This is a genomic window from Novosphingobium sp. ERN07 (assembly GCF_012641335.1).
GTDB lineage: Bacteria > Pseudomonadota > Alphaproteobacteria > Sphingomonadales > Sphingomonadaceae > Novosphingobium.
Map to the genome: position 1 here is coordinate 92,655 of NZ_JABAID010000007.1, position 15,549 is coordinate 108,203.

A 15,549-nucleotide genomic window follows, 5' to 3' on the forward strand; every position below is an offset into this window, starting at 1 on the left:
CGCGCCGCTGCTCAACCGCTAATTGGCCCGTTGCGGGCTACGCGCAGCGATATTCCGGGGCTTGCCCATCGCCACGCCACAGCTTAATCATCCGATTAAGCCAAAGGAGCGGCCACAGGTGTTTTTCAATTTCGTTGATGAATTGCGCGCCGCAGGAATCCCTGCCAGTTTCAAGGAGCACCTTGTGTTGCTCGAAGCGCTTGAAAAAGACGTGATCGAACAGACCCCTGAAGCCTTCTACTACCTCAGCCGCGCCACGTTCGTGAAGGACGAAGGCCTGCTTGATCGGTTCGATCAGGTGTTCAACAAGGTCTTCAAGGGCCTTCTCACCGACTATGGCCAGCGCCCCGTCGACATTCCCGAAGACTGGCTGAAAGCCGTCGCGGAAAAATTCCTGTCCGAAGAAGAGATGGAAAAGATCAAGTCCCTCGGTTCGTGGGAGGAGATCATGGACACGCTCAAAAAGCGGCTCGAAGAGCAGGAAAAGCGCCATCAGGGCGGCAACAAGTGGATCGGCACCGGCGGCACCAGTCCCTTCGGCAATTCGGGCTACAATCCCGAAGGTGTGCGGATCGGCGGCGAATCAAAGCACAAGCGCGCAGTGAAAGTCTGGGAAAAGCGCGAATTCCAGAACCTCGACAACACCAAGGAACTCGGCACCCGCAACATCAAGATCGCCCTGCGCCGCCTGCGCCGCTTTGCGCGTGAAGGCGCGGCGGACGAACTGGACCTTGAAGGCACGATCGAGGGGACCGCGCGGCAGGGCTGGCTCGATATCAGAATGCGCCCGGAAAAGCGCAATGCCGTCAAATTGCTGCTGTTTCTCGATGTCGGCGGATCAATGGACCCGTTCATCAAGCTCGTGGAAGAACTGTTCAGCGCGGCCACTGCTGAATTCAAGAACATGGAATTCTACTACTTCCACAACTGCCTCTACGAAGGCGTGTGGAAGGACAACAAGCGCCGCTGGTCAGAACGTACCAAGACCTGGGACATCCTGCACAAGTACGGTCACGACTATAAAGTTGTGTTCGTGGGCGATGCGGCGATGAGCCCTTACGAAATCAGCCACCCCGGCGGCAGCGTGGAACATTTCAACGAAGAAGCGGGTGCCGTGTGGATGCACCGCGTGGCCCAGACCTATCCCGCCACTGTCTGGCTCAATCCTGTTCCAGAAAAGCAGTGGACCTATTCGCAGTCCACCAAGATGCTCAAGGATCTGATCGGCGGGTCGATGTATCCCCTCACGCTGGAAGGCTTGGACAGCGCGATGCGCGAACTGACTCGCAAGAAGCACTAGAAATCGCTGTCCTACAGGGTGAGCGCCGGGTTAGCTTCCCGGCTGCTCCTTGAACCGTCAACCACCTGCCAAATCCCGGGCATCGCTGCGTTTTTCCGCAGCATCCGGGGCCTTGAGAGTTTTTCTCTGGACTGTGTAAACTGTGTAAACCCCCTTCAGGAAACACAGCCTGAAAATGAACGAAAATCAGTAGAGCAGAAACCGCCGCCGCTCTTCTTCCCACGCCGATTCGTTCGGTCCTGCCACCGCATCCAGATCGCCCGGCGCGCTGCCTGCATCGTCCACCCATTCGCGCAGCGCAGGGCCACCGTTGATCACATCAATCGCCAACTTGTCGAACACGTACTCATAGGCGAAGTCCCGCCACAGCGGATAATCCGGGTAAAGTCGGCGGATCGCCTTGAACGCCAGCGCCTGCAACCGCCACGGACGGAACGCGGCGTGATCATAGTGTGCCCCCTCGGCATGGATCATCAACGCGCTGCACAGGCTTTTGGCGTGCTTGTGGAATGTCGGTTCGAACCAACATTCGCGGATCGCGCAGCCCTGCATCCATTGCGGCGCGAAGGTGCGCATTTCCGCCAGCACGGCTTTGGCATCCACATCCGGCGCGCCGAACAACACTTCCAGCGGCCGCGTCGTGCCCCGCCCTTCGGAAACGGTCGCCCCTTCGATCATCACCGTGCCCGCATAGGCCCGCGCCATGTTCAGGCTCGCCGCGTTGGGCGAAGGGTTGATCCAGATGCGGCTTTCCGGCCAGCCGAAGCCGGGGCCGCTCTCCGATGTCCACCCTTCCATCGTGATCACGCGATAATCCACGTCGAGCCTGAAATGCTCCACGAACCACGCGCCCATCTCGCCCAGCGTCATACCGTGCCGCATCGGCATCGGCCCTGCGCCGACGAAACTTTCCCAGCCCGGCAGCAGCGTCGTGCCTTCAACCGGGCGGCCCGCCGGGTTGGGCCGGTCGAGCACCCACACCGCCTTGCCCGTGCCGCTCGCGGCTTCGAGCATATAGAGCAGCGTGGTCACGAAGGTGTAGATGCGGCAGCCCAGATCCTGCAGGTCGAACAGGAACACGTCCGCCGTGCTCATCATCTGCCCGGTCGGGCGACGCACCTCACCGTAAAGGCTGAACACCGGGATGCCATAGACGCGATCAAGCTCATCCGCCGTCTCGACCATGTTGTCCTGCTTGTCGCCCTTCAGCCCGTGCTGCGGCCCGAAAGCAGAGGTCACGTTCACCCCCGCCGCGATCAGCGCGTCGAGCGAGTGGACCAGCCCTTCTGTTACCGAGGCAGGATGGGCAACCAGCGCCACGCGCTTGCCTTCGAGCGGTTTCCTTAATGCGGGGTCGGCAAGCAGCCGGTCGATACCGAATTTCATGCCCCGCTCGGTGCCGCAAGCCGGGCCGCGAAGCAAGACTCGTGATGAAAGTCTGGCCAGTCCGCGCGGTGCGCCATCGCCCAATACGATTTTACGCCGCCCTCCTCCTCGATCACTGCCGTCAGCCCGAAACCGAACGGCAGCGGCGGCAAGGCGGCAACAGGCAACGCCACGTCGAAAATCAGCACGGATTGCCCCCGGCGGGGCGTACACACCGGCGCGCGCGGCATAGGCCGCTCTGCCATGCCTTCGCGATAGCCGCTGAACTCATACGCCGCCCATTGCTGCGAAGGAGAGAAGTTGAACTCGGTGTAACCCTTCCCGCCCTCCGGCTTTACGAACAGTTCGAAACAGGTCGCCTGCCACAGCCCATCCGCCCTGCCCTTGCCCGCAAAGGGCGGCAGGACCAGCGCCTGCGCGCTTTCCACCCGCCAGCGCAGCGTCATCCACTGCGCATCCAGCCCGGTAACCCGCGCCTCCACCTTGCTGACGCCAAACGGCGGATTGGCCGGATGGGGCAAAAGCTCAAACGTTCCCATCTGCGCAACTCCGTGCTAGGCGCGCCATCCCGATAGCGAGTGGCCGAGATGACCGAATACACTTCTTCCCTGCTGCGCCTCCTTTCCGAACGAGGCTACATCCACCAGATGACCGATGCGAGCGCGCTCGATGCGCTGGCGGCGAAGCAGGTCGTGCCCGGCTATATCGGCTTCGACCCCACCGCGCCATCGCTGCACGTGGGGTCTATGGTGCAGATAATGCTGCTGCGCCGCCTGCAACAGGCCGGGCATAAGCCCATCGTCCTGATGGGTGGCGGCACCGGCAAGATCGGTGATCCCAGCTTCAAGGACGAAGCGCGAAAGCTGATGACCGATGATGTCATCGCGGCCAACGTCGCCTCTATCAAGACCGTGTTCGAACGCTTCCTGACCTTTGGTGATGGGCCGAGCGACGCGGTGATGCTCGACAATGCCGAATGGCTCGACAACCTGGAGTACATCCCGTTCCTGCGCGAGGTGGGACAGCATTTCTCGGTCAACCGGATGCTCAGCTTCGATTCGGTGAAGCAGCGGCTGGACCGTGAACAATCGCTGTCTTTCCTCGAATTCAACTACATGATCCTGCAAGCCTATGATTTCCGCGAACTGTCGCAGCGCTATGGCTGCCAGTTGCAGATGGGCGGGTCCGATCAGTGGGGCAACATCGTCAACGGCATCGAACTCACCCGCCGGATGGACGGCAAGGAAGTGTTCGGCGTGACCACACCGCTGCTTACCACCGCCGATGGCGCGAAGATGGGCAAGACCATGAATGGCGCGGTCTGGCTGAACGAAGACGCGCTGCCTGCGTGGGACTTCTGGCAATACTGGCGCAATGCCGATGACCGTGACGTGGGCAAGTTCCTACGCCTGTTCACCGATCTGCCACTTGACGAAATCGCCCGACTAGAAGCGCTGGAAGGGAGCGAGATCAATTCTGCCAAGATCGTGTTAGCCAATGAAGTCACCCGGCTGGTCCGCGGTGATGAGGCGGCCAAGGCGGCCGAAGCAACCGCAACAGCAACGTTCGCTGGCGGCGGGCTTGGTCAGGATTTGCCCACTCTGGAGATTTCCGAAGACAGCATCGGCCTTGTCGATGCGCTGGTCGGGTTGGGCTTTGCGGCCAGCCGTGGCGAGGCGAAGCGCCTTGTGGCGGGTGGCGGCGCGCGTGTGGACGGCGCTGCGGTGACCGATGATTCGCACCGCATCTCCTTGTCGGGTAACGAAATTCGCATTTCATCAGGCAAAAAGAAGCACGGGATCCTGCGCCGGGCGTAATTTCTGCACGGTTGACAGGGTTTCCGCATCGCTAACGGCAAGTCCGTGCCGCCTCCGGCAAGGATTTGCCGTCGGCTTTACGAATTGTTCGCCAATTCGGACTATATCTTTCGGCATAGGCCCCACGGGTCACTCATGCGCGAAGGAGGAACGATGCGCGGCGGAGCACAGCTTTCGGTCACCGACCTGCGTCGTTCGACCCGTCATCAGGTGAACCTGCCGGTGATTGGCGAACACCGGTCGCGTGGCGACATCATGTTACATCTGGCCAATATCTCCACCACAGGCTTCATGGCGACTGAGATCGAGGATCTGGGGCGCGGTGAACGTGTAACGGTGCGGCTGCCCGTGATCGGCAGAATCGAGGCATTCGTTGTATGGGTCGATGGCAGCCGTGCCGGATTCCAGTTCGAACGAATCGTGCGGGTAGATGAATTCGCCAAGATGATCCGCTCGCTCCAGCCCAACACCAAAGCGCGCTGAGCGAGATCACCCCACAAATTTTGCTTTCTTGGCAAGGTGCGGTCGGAGTGGCATTGCGCGCTGCGTGAGTACGACCGAACATCCTGCGCCCTTGCCGGCATCCCCTCTCGCCATCCCCGATTACCGCAAGTTCTGGATCGCCCGATTCTTCTCGGTTGTGGCGACTTCCGGCATGGTGGTGATCCTTGGCTACCAGTTGTATGATGTGGCCCGCGGGGAATACGGCATGTCGATTGCCGAGGCCGCTTTTCAGCTTGGCCTGCTGGGCCTTGCACAGTTCCTGCCGCTGTTCCTGCTAACGCCTGTTGCCGGGCTGGTGGCCGACCGGTTCGACCGACGCAATGTTGCCGCGTTGGCGATGTGCATCGACCTGACGGTTGCGCTGACACTTGCGCTCACCACCCAATCGAACGCGCTCTCCCTGCCACTCCTGTTTGGCCTCGCCGCACTGCACGGCACCGCGCGCGTGTTCATCGGCCCTGCACTGTCGTCGATCGCGCCGAATGTCGTGCCTGCCGCACTGATGCCCAAAGCGGTCGCCATCAATTCGATGGCATGGCAGATCGGATCGGTCGGCGGCCCGGCGATGGCGGGACTGCTCTTTGCAGCGCATCCGACCATGCCCTATTGGACGTCAACCGCACTGCTCGCTCTTGGCGCAGCCTGCACCTTCAGCATTCGCCGGCTGCCACCGCCCGAAGGCAACCGCAATGCTCACCCGGTGCGGCAAATGCGCGAAGGGCTATCGTTCGTTTGGAACGACCGCTTCCTGCTGGGCTGCGTCACGCTTGATCTCTTTGCCGTACTGCTTGGTGGGGCAACAGCGCTGCTGCCCGTCTTCGCCCGTGATATCCTGCTGATAGATGGGCAGCCGGTTGGCGCGAATGGCCTAGGCATCATGCGCGCGATGCCGGGGCTTGGTGCTGCACTGGTCGCCTTCGTGCTCGCGCGTCACCCCATCACGAACAACGTCGGCAACAAGATGCTGCTCGGCGTTGTCGTCTTCGGCCTGTTCACGGTAGGATTTGGTCTTTCGACGAACTTCTATCTTTCGCTTCTCATGCTGATCGGCATCGGCTCGGGCGATATGGTTTCGGTCTTCATCCGCAGCACGCTGGTGCAGTTGCACACCCCCGATGCGGTGCGCGGTCGCGTATCGTCGATCTCCGGCCTCGCAATTTCCGCATCGAACGAACTGGGCGAGATGCAATCAGGCGTTGCCGCCGCGCTGCTGGGTGCTGTGGGCGCGGCTGTGTTCGGCGGCTTGGGTGCAATCGCGGTAACCGCCGTATGGTTTTTGCTTTTCCCGGAACTGAAAGCCGCACGAACCTTTGCAGCGCGATACAGATAGTCCTAAACATCTGTCGTTCACCACAAGGAGCAAGCGCAATGAAAGCGGAATCCATCCTCGCCACTATTGGCAACACCCCGCACATTCGCCTGTCCCGCCTGTTTCCCGACCACGAGGTATGGGTGAAGAACGAGCGCGCCAATCCCGGCGGCTCGATCAAGGACAGGATCGGCCTCGCCATGATCGAGGCGGCAGAGGCTGACGGCAGCCTGCAACCCGGCGGCACCATCGTGGAGCCGACATCGGGCAACACCGGCATCGGCCTTGCGATGGTCGCGGCGGTCAAGGGCTACAAACTGGTTCTGGTCATGCCCGAATCGATGTCGCTTGAACGGCGTCGCCTGATGCTCGCCTATGGTGCATCGTTCGATCTCACCCCGCGCGAGAAGGGGATGAAGGGCGCTATCGAACGCGCAAAGGAGCTGGTCGAGCAGACCCCCGGCGCGTGGATGCCGCAGCAGTTTGATAATCCCGCCAACGTCGCCGTCCATACCCGCACGACCGCGCAGGAAATCCTGAAGGACTTCGCCAGCGATCCGATTGACGTTCTGATCACCGGCGTCGGCACAGGCGGGCACCTGACCGGATGTGCCGAGGAGTTGAAGAAGCACTGGCCCTCGCTCAAGGCCTATGCGGTCGAGCCGACGCTTTCGCCGGTCATTTCGGGCGGGCAGCCTGCTCCGCACCCGATTCAGGGCATCGGTGCGGGCTTCATTCCTCGCAACCTGCACACGCAGTCGATTGATGGTGCGATCACGGTCGATCCCGCCGATGCCAAGGAAATGGCGCGGCAGTGCGCGGCAAAGGAAGGGATGCTGGTCGGTATCTCATCAGGTGCGACTCTGGCCGCTATTTCACAGAAGCTGACAAGCCTGCCCGCTGGTAGCCGAGTGCTCGGATTCAATTATGACACGGGCGAGCGCTATCTTTCGGTCCCGGATTTCCTGCCGGAGTGATGCCCGTGGCGATGGAACAGATCGATTACGCGGATGGTGACGTTGCCCTCACCGGCTTCCTTGCGAAGTCGGATGGGCCGCCGCGCGCCGCCATTCTGATCTTGCCGACCATCGCCAATTGCAATGCGCCGATGGTCCGCCGCGCCCAGATGCTGGCGCAGGTGGGCTATCTGGCGCTGGTGGCGGATTTCTACGGTGTGCAGGTGCGCGATTTCGATCACGCGCGCGAACTGGCCGGGCCTTTGCGGGCAACTGCCGAGGGATACCGCCAACGCCTGCGCGCGGGCCTGTCCGCGCTGTCCGCGCTACCTGATGCGCAGGGCCTTCCGGTTGCCGTCGTCGGATATTGCATGGGCGGTCAGGCCGCGCTCGAACTGGCGCGCGATGGCGCAGACCTCGTGCTTGCTGCCAGCTTTCACGGGCTGCTCGATACGCAGGCCCCTGCCCAACCCGGCACAGTCAAGGCGCGCATCCTCGTCTGCCACGGCGATGCCGACCCGATGGTGCCGCGGTCGCAGGTCATGGCCTTCTGGGAGGAAATGGACGCAGCAGGGGCCAACTGGCACTTCCACAGCTACAGCGGCGTCCGCCACGGCTTCACCGATCCGGGCAGCGACGCGCGCGGCATGACAGCCATCGGTTATGACGCCAGCGCCGACCGCCAGAGTTGGGGCGCGCTTGTCGATCTGCTGGACGAAATTCTCGGCTGAGCCGGGGAGGCGTTGCAGCCTCCCCGTCCGTCCAGATCACGCAATCGCCAGTTGCTCCGGCGTCAGCGCCATGATTGTTTCGCTGCCCGCCTCAACCTCGCGGCGCAGCGCGCCCGCATCGGTGGTGTAGCGCGTGGCCCAGTGGCGCGCGCAGGTCAGCTTGGCTTCGTAAAACGCCTTGTCTTCTGCACCATTGGCAATGGCGGCCGCAGCAACCTTGGCCATGCGCAGCCACATCAGGCCAAGCGACACGATCCCGGTGAGCGTCATATAGGCATAGGCCCCCGCGCCAAGGTTGTTGGGGTTGGTCATGGCGTTCTGCATGAACCACATGGTCGCCGCCTTCATCTCGCCGCTCGCCTTCGACAGGCGTTCAGCGACAAGCTTGACCGTTTCGTCCGCGCTGTCCTCAGCACATTCGGCATCGATCAGCGCAAACAGGGCCTGCACCGCACGCCCGCCGTTAAGCGCCAGCTTGCGCCCGGCAAGGTCCATCGCCTGCACGCCGTTGGTGCCTTCATAGATCATGGCGATGCGCGCATCGCGCACGAACTGGTCCATGCCGTTCTCGGCGATATATCCGTGACCACCCCAGATCTGCTGCATATCGGTGGCGACTTTGTAACCCATGTCGGTGCCGTAGCCCTTGATCACGGGTGTCAGCAGGCTGATTAGATCGTCGGCCATCTGCCGCTCTTCCGCACTCGCCGCCTTGTGCGACAGATCGACCTGAAGCGCGCCCCACAGGCACAGTGCGCGCATCCCTTCGATGAAGGTCTTGGCGTCCATCAGCATCCGGCGCACATCGGGGTGGACGATGATCGGATCTGCTTTCTGCGTCGGTTCGGCAGGCCCCGTAAGCGCGCGGCCCTGACGGCGATCAAGCGCATACGCAAGGCCGTTCTGATAGGCGACTTCGGCTTGCGCCAGCCCCTGCATCCCCACGCCAAGGCGCGCGGCGTTCATCATGATGAACATCGCGGCAAGGCCCTTGTTTTCCTCACCCACGATCCAGCCCTTCGCGCCGTCGTAGTTCATCACGCAAGTCGCATTGCCGTGAATGCCCATCTTCTCTTCGATTGCGCCGACCGAAACTGCGTTCTTTTGGCCCAGCGAACCATCGGCGTTCACCATGAACTTGGGCACGATGAACAGCGAAATGCCCTTGCTCGATTCCGGCGCACCGGGCGTCTTGGCAAGAACGAGGTGGACGATGTTCTCGGTCAGATCATGGTCGCCTGCCGAAATGAAGATCTTGGTGCCGGTGATGGCATAGGAACCATCGGCCTGCGGTTCGGCGCGCGTGCGGATCATACCAAGGTCGGTGCCGCAGTGCGGCTCGGTCAGGTTCATCGTGCCCAGCCATTCGCCCGTCACCATCTTCGGCAGATAGGTGGCCTGCTGTTCGGGCGAACCTTTGGCGATGATTGCCGAGATCGCGCCATTGGCAAGGCCTGGATACATCGCAAACGCCTGATTGGCGGTGGCGAGGTACTTCTCCATGATGAAGCCAATCACGTGCGGCAGTCCCTGCCCGCCATAGGCTTCGGGTGCAGACAGCGTGCCCCAGCCGCCCTCGACATACTGGCGATAGGCCTCTTTGAACCCCGCAGGCGTGGTGACGCTGCCATCGGCGTGGCGGGTACAGCCTTCGCGGTCGCCCGAAAGGTTCAGCGGGGCGATGACTTCGGAAACGAAGCGCCCGGCTTCCTCGATGATCGCATCGGTCATGTCCTGTGTCGCGCTTTCGAAGCCGGGCAGATTGCCATAGCTTTCAAGGCGGATCAGTTCGTTGACGACGAAGCGGGTATCGCGGGTGGGCGCGTTGTAGATCGGCATTTTGTCCTGTCCCTTTAAACGTCTGTGTTACGGCCCTCGCCACGTTCGCGCGCGACAACGAGTTCCACGAAACTGGTGAGTTCTTCGATAGTCGCAGCAATATCGGCCTGCTGGCGGCGCAGGTTCTCGATCCGCTCGCGACATTTGGCGATGGTGACGCGGCGCTGTTCGGCGCGGCCATCGCCCATGTCATAGAGGTCGATCATGTCGCGAATTTCGGCAAGGCTGAAGCCCACGTTCTTGGCCCGCATGATCCACGCCAGCCGAGCACGGTCGCGCTTCGAATAGATGCGGGAAAGGCCCACCCGTTCGGGAGCGATCAGACCTTCATCTTCATAGAAGCGCAGCGCGCGGGCGGTTACGCCGAACTCGTTGGAGAGATCGGATATCGTGAACTGGTCCCGCTTCAGCGCATCGGGCTGATCGAGATGACCGGTATGGCCCGAATCCGGCTGGGCAGCTTCGGCAGGAATCGCGGTGTCGGCTTGCTGTGACATGGTGTCACAAGTAACTAACCTTTACGTAAGCGTCAATCAGCGATCCGTTCCAGCCCGCCTACTGCGGTAATTCGCCGATAAAAGCAGCTTGGTGCCATCGTGTGGCACGCCGGCCCGGCTGCATCCACGCGCAGTTCCAGCGCGTCCTGATCGCAATCGACCCGAATTTCCACGATCTTCAGCACATGCCCGGAACTTTCGCCTTTCATCCACAGCCGCCCGCGCGACCGGGAGTAGAAGTGCGCGAAACCCGTCTCCAGCGTCTTGGCCACGGCTTCGGCATTCATGTGCGCCAGCATCAACAGCACGCCCGTGCCATGCTCCACTGCAACGGCCGTCAACAAGCCGTTCGAATCGAACTTGGGAAGGAACTCGGCTCCCCGCTCACGGCGGATGCTGTCTTCAGATGCGGACAAAGGTGAACAGCCTTTCAGGTAAAACACGACGAAGCGACGCAATGTGGCGGTTTTGTTGCACGATAACCACACAAAGTGGCAAAATCCACGGGCCGTGCACAATATGCTTTCGCCAATAGCCTTAATGCGTGATGAAGCAATTGCGGTTTGAGGGAACCGCGAACTGAACAGCCGCCCCACGGGGAAGGCAGTGCACAAAGCGCCAATGTTCGGGGAAACTTGATGAGGGGCCGGTCGGTAGCCCTCGCAGCAGGTCCAAAGGACCGCGCGGGGTTACGGTCGGAGGTTGAGGGACCAGGCGGGACGGTCAGGGGGCCGTCGGTATCGCGGACTACGCGAACGCCCGCAGAAATTCGTCACGAGGACGCCCGGAACTTCGGTTCCGGGCGTTTCCTTTTGTACTCATCCTCCCACTTCAGCGCTTCCGCGCACCGAATCGAGCGCTTCGTCCAGCACGCGCGCGAAGCAGGCAATACGCACTTGGGCAGCCCCCGCTTTGCGCAGCGCGCTGATGCAGGCGTTGGTAGTCGCGCCGCTGGTCATCACATCGTCCACCAGCAGGACATTGGCCCCCTTGATGCGCGACACGCGCCGGGAATGCGCTGTGATCGCCCCCGTCAACAGCCGCGCGCGCGCCTTGCGCCCCAGCCCTCCCAGCGAAGGCGTGGCCCGGTGCCGCACCAGACCATCGACAACAAGATCCTGCCCCAGCCCTTTTGCAATTTCCCCCGCCAGCAGCGCTGACTGGTTGAACCCGCGCCGCATCAACCGCCAGCGATGCAGGGGCACCGGGACCACCAGCCATCGCCCTTCCAGCGGCGCGATGCGCGTCAGCATCATCCGCGCCATCATCGGCGCAAGCCCGATCCGCCGTCCATGTTTGAACGCCAGCACCAGCGCACGCGATGGGTGGTTGTACAGCGTAGCGGCTGCAATACCTGCGTGCCGTGGCGGTTCGGCCATGCAGGGCGCGCAGATCAGTTCGGCATCGACTGAGAACTGCTCTCCCATCGGGCGCTGGCACAGCGTGCAGCAAGCCCCCGATGGCACTGCCAGAGTCCCCCAACAGCCAAGACACAGGCCCCCATGCGCCGCCACCGGATCGCCACACAGCGGGCAGCGCGGCGGAAACACGAAGTCGATTACGGGCATGAGCGCGGCAGCAATTCGCATCGGGGCATCCTCGCAGCATTGCCCCTCTTGGCAAGACCGCCGCGCACGGGCACTGCCCGGAAATGGCCAGCACACCCCCCACTATTTTCGCGCCAAAACGGCGGAATGTCCTGCGCCGCCGCATGGCGCGCCTGCAACAGTTGCCCGATGCCGCGCGGTATGTGGCCGACGATATGGTCGAAGACGTGCTCGACCGGCTGTCATTCCTGCGCCACGAACCCCAAAATGCGCTGATCGTGGGTGAACATACTGGCGCGCTTGCCAGTGCGCTGCGCGCAACAGGCTGCACCGTGGAAGTGCGCGATCCGGTTTTAGGCGAGGTGCCGCTTAACGAGGAAGCGCCCTACCCTTTCACGCAAGGCTTTGATTTCATCGCCAGCCTTGGCACGCTCGACACCGTGAACGATCTGCCAGGTGCGCTGGTCCACCTGCGCCGCGCGCTGGCCGATGGCGGGCTGATGATCGCCAGCTTCATGGGCGCAGGATCGTTGCCCGCACTGCGCGAAATCATGCTGGAGGCCGATGCAGACCGCCCTTCCCCGCGCATCCATCCGCAAGTCGATGGCCGCGCCGGCGGCCAACTGCTGCAACGCTGCGGGTTTGCCGATCCCGTGACCGACAGTCACCACATCGACGTGCGGTTCCGCTCACTCAAGGGCATGGTGGCGGATCTGCGCGCGCAAGGCATGGGCAATTGCCTCGCCCGCCCCGGTGCTCCGCTCGGCAAGGCTGCGCTCGGTCGCGCGCAAGCGGCCTTTACCGCGCGGGCGGATGCCGATGGCAAAGTGACCGAACGGTTCGAGATCCTGACGCTCAGCGGTTGGGCAAAAGCCCTGCGCCCGCCGAAGTTCTGAACGCGCAACCCGGCATCACAACTACCGCACCCCCGCGCAGGCGGGGGCGCTAAGTGTGTTGCGTCAGAGTCTGTTACCTCAGCCCAGCGCGGCCTGCGCAGCAGCCAGCCTTGCAATCGGCACGCGATACGGGCTGGCCGAAACGTAATCCAACCCCGTCTTTTCGCAGAATGCGATAGACGCCGGATCACCGCCATGCTCGCCGCAGATGCCCAGCTTCAGGTCGCCGCGCGTCCTGCGTCCGCGCTCTGCGGCTAGTTCCACCAGTTGCCCAACGCCCTCAATGTCGAGGCTGACGAACGGGTCGCGCGGATAGATGCCCTGATCGACATAGGGATTGAGGAAGCGCGCGGCATCGTCGCGGCTCACGCCCAGCGTGGTCTGCGTCAGGTCATTGGTGCCGAACGAGAAGAACTTGGCCTCCTCGGCAATCTCGCCCGCCATCAGGGCGGCGCGCGGCAATTCGATCATCGTACCGACCATATAGTCGAGCGTGCGGCCCTTTTCGGCAAAAACCTCCAACGCCACCCGGTCCACCAGCGCGCGCAGGATTTCCAGTTCCTTGCGCGTCGCCACCAACGGGATCATCACTTCGGGGATCGGCGCATCGCCGCTCTTGTCGGCCACGTCGCACGCGGCTTCGAAGATCGCACGGGCCTGCATTTCGTAGATTTCGGGGAACGTGATGCCAAGGCGGCACCCGCGATGGCCCAGCATCGGATTGAATTCGTGCAGTTCCCCGGCGCGACGCTTCAGATGCTCCACGCCCAGCCCGGTCGCCTCGGCCAGTTCGGCAAACTCGGCATCGGCGTGCGGCAGGAATTCGTGCAGCGGCGGATCGAGCAGGCGGATGGTGACGGGCAGGCCCGCCATGACCTCGAAGATCGACTGGAAATCGCTGCGCTGTTCGGGCAGCAGCTTGGCCAGCGCTGAACGACGACCACCCTCGTCCTCAGCCAGAATCATCTGGCGCACGGCGCTGATGCGGCCTGCTTCAAAGAACATGTGCTCAGTGCGGCACAGGCCGATGCCTTCGGCACCAAACTGGCGCGCCACCTGGCAATCGAGCGGCGTTTCGGCGTTGGTGCGCACTTTCATCCGGCGATGCTTGTCCGCCCAGACCATCAGCGTGCCGAAATCACCGACCAGTTCCGGCTCGACCGTGGGGACCAGCCCCGCCATGACATCGCCGTTCGAACCGTCGAGGGTGATGACATCGCCCTCCTTCACATCGCGCCCGCCGATCTTCGCGGTGCGGGTGGCCATGTCGATCGAAACGCCCGAAGCGCCCGACACGCACGGCCGGCCCATGCCGCGCGCAACCACCGCCGCGTGTGACGTCATGCCGCCGCGCGCCGTCAGGATGCCCTTGGCCGCGTGCATCCCGTGGATATCTTCGGGCGAAGTTTCCACGCGCACAAGGATCACCGCATCACCGCGCTCGGCACGCGCCTGCGCCGTATCGGCATCAAACACCACCGCGCCCGAAGCCGCGCCGGGCGATGCCGGAAGCCCCTTCGTCAGCACATCGCGCACCGCTTTGGGATCAAGCGTGGGGTGCAGCAACTGGTCGAGCGCCATCGGATCGATGCGCTTGATCGCCGTGGCTTCATCGATCAGGCCTTCGCCCACCATGTCCACCGCCATCTTCAGCGCGGCCTTGGCGGTGCGCTTGCCCGAACGGGTCTGCAGCATCCACAGCTTGCCCTGCTCGACGGTAAACTCGATGTCCTGCATGTCGCGATAGTGCTTTTCGAGCAGTTCGAACACAGCAGCCAGTTCACCATAGGCGGCGGGCATCGCCTCTTCCATCGACAGCGGCTTGGCCCCTGCCCGCTCACGCGCGGCCAGCGTCAGGTATTGCGGGGTGCGGATGCCGGCCACCACGTCTTCACCCTGCGCGTTGACCAGCCATTCGCCGTAATAGGCCTTTTCGCCAGTGGCCGGATCGCGGGTGAAAGCGACGCCGGTGGCCGACGTTTCGCCCATGTTGCCAAAGACCATCGCCTGCACGTTCACGGCGGTGCCCCAGTCGGCGGGAATGTCGTTCAGCTTGCGATAGACCTTGGCGCGATCCGATTCCCATGAATCGAACACCGCGCCGATGGCACCCCAAAGCTGTTCATGCACGTCCTGCGGGAACGGGCGGCCAAGCTGATCTGCCACGATGGCCTTGTATTCGCCCACCAGCGCCTGCCAGTGTTCCGCGCCCAGTTCCACATCGTTGAAGAAGCCATTGTCTTCCTTCACGATTTCCAGCGCATCTTCGAACCGGTGATGGTCAAGCCCCAGCACCACGTCCGAATACATCTGGATGAACCGGCGATAGCTGTCCCACGCAAAGCGCGGATCGCCCGAACCTGCGGCCAGACCTTCAACCGTCTGGTCATTCAGGCCAAGGTTCAGCACCGTGTCCATCATGCCCGGCATCGAAACGCGCGCGCCCGAACGGACCGAGACGAGCAGCGGATTGGTGGCATCTCCAAACACGCGGCCCGTTGCCGCTTCGATATGCGCAACGCCCGAAGCCACGCCTGCACGCAGGCCATCGTCAAAGGTCTTGCCACTGGCGTTGTACGATGTGCAGACTTCGGTGGTGATGGTAAAACCGGGAGGCACCGGCAGGCCGATCCCCGCCATTTCGGCAAGGTTCGCGCCCTTGCCACCGACGATGGTCTTGTCCTTTGCGCGGGCGTCCGTGGAGGCTGCGCCCCCGCCGAAGTGGAATACGTATGCGCTCATGCCGCCAACGATGCTCCCTGCGTAT

At 62.6% G+C, this 15,549-nt stretch carries 14 protein-coding genes; 7 read left to right on the top strand and 7 right to left on the bottom strand.

Annotated elements, in window-relative coordinates:
- Positions 1-118: 118 nt before the first annotated feature.
- Complete coding sequence (locus HGI47_RS11550) at positions 119-1,300, top strand: VWA domain-containing protein (RefSeq protein ID WP_168852923.1); 1,182 nt, start codon at positions 119-121, stop codon at positions 1,298-1,300.
- Positions 1,301-1,486: 186 nt separating this feature from the next.
- Here HGI47_RS11550 and HGI47_RS11555 read toward each other — a convergent pair whose 3' ends face one another.
- Together HGI47_RS11555 and HGI47_RS11560 are read right to left on the bottom strand one after the other, a co-directional pair.
- On the bottom strand, positions 1,487-2,686 hold the full coding sequence (locus HGI47_RS11555) for an exo-beta-N-acetylmuramidase NamZ domain-containing protein (protein WP_168852924.1): 1,200 nt from the start codon (positions 2,684-2,686) through the stop codon (positions 1,487-1,489).
- Positions 2,683-3,225: a DOMON-like domain-containing protein gene (locus HGI47_RS11560; protein ID WP_168852925.1), complete on the bottom strand. Its 543-nt coding sequence runs from the start codon at positions 3,223-3,225 to the stop codon at positions 2,683-2,685. The genes HGI47_RS11555 and HGI47_RS11560 overlap by 4 nt, the downstream gene beginning before the upstream one ends.
- Before the next feature lie 48 nt (positions 3,226-3,273).
- On the opposite strand from HGI47_RS11560, the gene tyrS reads away from it, so the two are divergent.
- From tyrS to HGI47_RS11585, 5 genes are all read left to right on the top strand, one after another.
- Positions 3,274-4,503 carry a tyrosine--tRNA ligase gene (tyrS, locus tag HGI47_RS11565; protein WP_168852926.1) on the top strand — a complete coding sequence of 410 codons (1,230 nt, stop codon included), beginning with the start codon at positions 3,274-3,276 and terminating at the stop codon, positions 4,501-4,503.
- Between the two features lie 153 nt (positions 4,504-4,656).
- A complete protein-coding gene (locus HGI47_RS11570; RefSeq protein WP_168852927.1) occupies positions 4,657-4,986 on the top strand; it encodes a PilZ domain-containing protein in 330 nt (109 codons plus the stop codon).
- A gap of 64 nt (positions 4,987-5,050) precedes the next feature.
- A complete protein-coding gene (locus HGI47_RS11575; protein ID WP_168852928.1) occupies positions 5,051-6,337 on the top strand; it encodes an MFS transporter in 1,287 nt (428 codons plus the stop codon).
- Positions 6,338-6,375: 38 nt separating this feature from the next.
- Positions 6,376-7,293 carry a cysteine synthase A gene (cysK, locus tag HGI47_RS11580; RefSeq protein WP_168852929.1) on the top strand — a complete coding sequence of 306 codons (918 nt, stop codon included), beginning with the start codon at positions 6,376-6,378 and terminating at the stop codon, positions 7,291-7,293.
- A complete protein-coding gene (locus HGI47_RS11585) occupies positions 7,293-8,003 on the top strand; it encodes a dienelactone hydrolase family protein (RefSeq protein ID WP_206066143.1) in 711 nt (236 codons plus the stop codon). Before cysK ends, HGI47_RS11585 begins: the two co-directional genes overlap by 1 nt.
- A gap of 36 nt (positions 8,004-8,039) precedes the next feature.
- Here HGI47_RS11585 and HGI47_RS11590 read toward each other — a convergent pair whose 3' ends face one another.
- The 4 genes from HGI47_RS11590 to HGI47_RS11605 all read right to left on the bottom strand — a co-directional run bounded on the left by HGI47_RS11590 (position 8,040) and on the right by HGI47_RS11605 (position 11,928).
- The gene (locus tag HGI47_RS11590; protein ID WP_168852931.1) at positions 8,040-9,842 is read right to left on the bottom strand and encodes an acyl-CoA dehydrogenase C-terminal domain-containing protein; all 1,803 of its coding nucleotides are present in this window, start codon (positions 9,840-9,842) and stop codon (positions 8,040-8,042) included.
- Positions 9,843-9,856: 14 nt separating this feature from the next.
- Positions 9,857-10,339, bottom strand: coding sequence for a MerR family DNA-binding transcriptional regulator (locus HGI47_RS11595; RefSeq protein ID WP_240950142.1), 483 nt, complete (start codon positions 10,337-10,339; stop codon positions 9,857-9,859).
- Positions 10,340-10,371: 32 nt separating this feature from the next.
- Positions 10,372-10,755, bottom strand: a complete 384-nt coding sequence (hisI, locus tag HGI47_RS11600) for a phosphoribosyl-AMP cyclohydrolase (RefSeq protein ID WP_206066144.1) — start codon at positions 10,753-10,755, stop codon at positions 10,372-10,374.
- Between the two features lie 402 nt (positions 10,756-11,157).
- Positions 11,158-11,928: a ComF family protein gene (locus HGI47_RS11605; RefSeq protein WP_168852932.1), complete on the bottom strand. Its 771-nt coding sequence runs from the start codon at positions 11,926-11,928 to the stop codon at positions 11,158-11,160.
- Between the two features lie 62 nt (positions 11,929-11,990).
- Between HGI47_RS11605 and HGI47_RS11610 the strand changes: the two genes are divergently transcribed.
- Complete coding sequence (locus HGI47_RS11610) at positions 11,991-12,782, top strand: methyltransferase domain-containing protein (RefSeq protein ID WP_168852933.1); 792 nt, start codon at positions 11,991-11,993, stop codon at positions 12,780-12,782.
- A 78-nt stretch (positions 12,783-12,860) separates the two neighbouring features.
- Here the strand turns inward: HGI47_RS11610 and ppdK are convergent, their stop codons facing one another.
- On the bottom strand, positions 12,861-15,524 hold the full coding sequence (gene ppdK / locus HGI47_RS11615) for a pyruvate, phosphate dikinase (protein WP_168852934.1): 2,664 nt from the start codon (positions 15,522-15,524) through the stop codon (positions 12,861-12,863).
- Positions 15,525-15,549: the final 25 nt, after the last annotated feature.

Excerpts from the sequence above, each read along its gene's own strand:
- HGI47_RS11555 (WP_168852924.1), bottom strand. The coding sequence starts at position 2,686 with ATGAAATTCGGTATCGACCGGCTGCTTGCCGACCCCGCATTAAGGAAA.
- HGI47_RS11560 (WP_168852925.1), bottom strand. The coding sequence starts at position 3,225 with ATGGGAACGTTTGAGCTTTTGCCCCATCCGGCCAATCCGCCGTTTGGC.
- tyrS (WP_168852926.1), top strand. The coding sequence starts at position 3,274 with ATGACCGAATACACTTCTTCCCTGCTGCGCCTCCTTTCCGAACGAGGC.
- HGI47_RS11570 (WP_168852927.1), top strand. The coding sequence starts at position 4,657 with ATGCGCGGCGGAGCACAGCTTTCGGTCACCGACCTGCGTCGTTCGACC.
- cysK (WP_168852929.1), top strand. The coding sequence starts at position 6,376 with ATGAAAGCGGAATCCATCCTCGCCACTATTGGCAACACCCCGCACATT.
- HGI47_RS11585 (WP_206066143.1), top strand. The coding sequence starts at position 7,293 with ATGCCCGTGGCGATGGAACAGATCGATTACGCGGATGGTGACGTTGCC.
- HGI47_RS11590 (WP_168852931.1), bottom strand. The coding sequence starts at position 9,842 with ATGCCGATCTACAACGCGCCCACCCGCGATACCCGCTTCGTCGTCAAC.
- HGI47_RS11595 (WP_240950142.1), bottom strand. The coding sequence starts at position 10,339 with ATGTCACAGCAAGCCGACACCGCGATTCCTGCCGAAGCTGCCCAGCCG.
- HGI47_RS11605 (WP_168852932.1), bottom strand. The coding sequence starts at position 11,928 with ATGCGAATTGCTGCCGCGCTCATGCCCGTAATCGACTTCGTGTTTCCG.
- HGI47_RS11610 (WP_168852933.1), top strand. The coding sequence starts at position 11,991 with ATGGCCAGCACACCCCCCACTATTTTCGCGCCAAAACGGCGGAATGTC.
- ppdK (WP_168852934.1), bottom strand. The coding sequence starts at position 15,524 with ATGAGCGCATACGTATTCCACTTCGGCGGGGGCGCAGCCTCCACGGAC.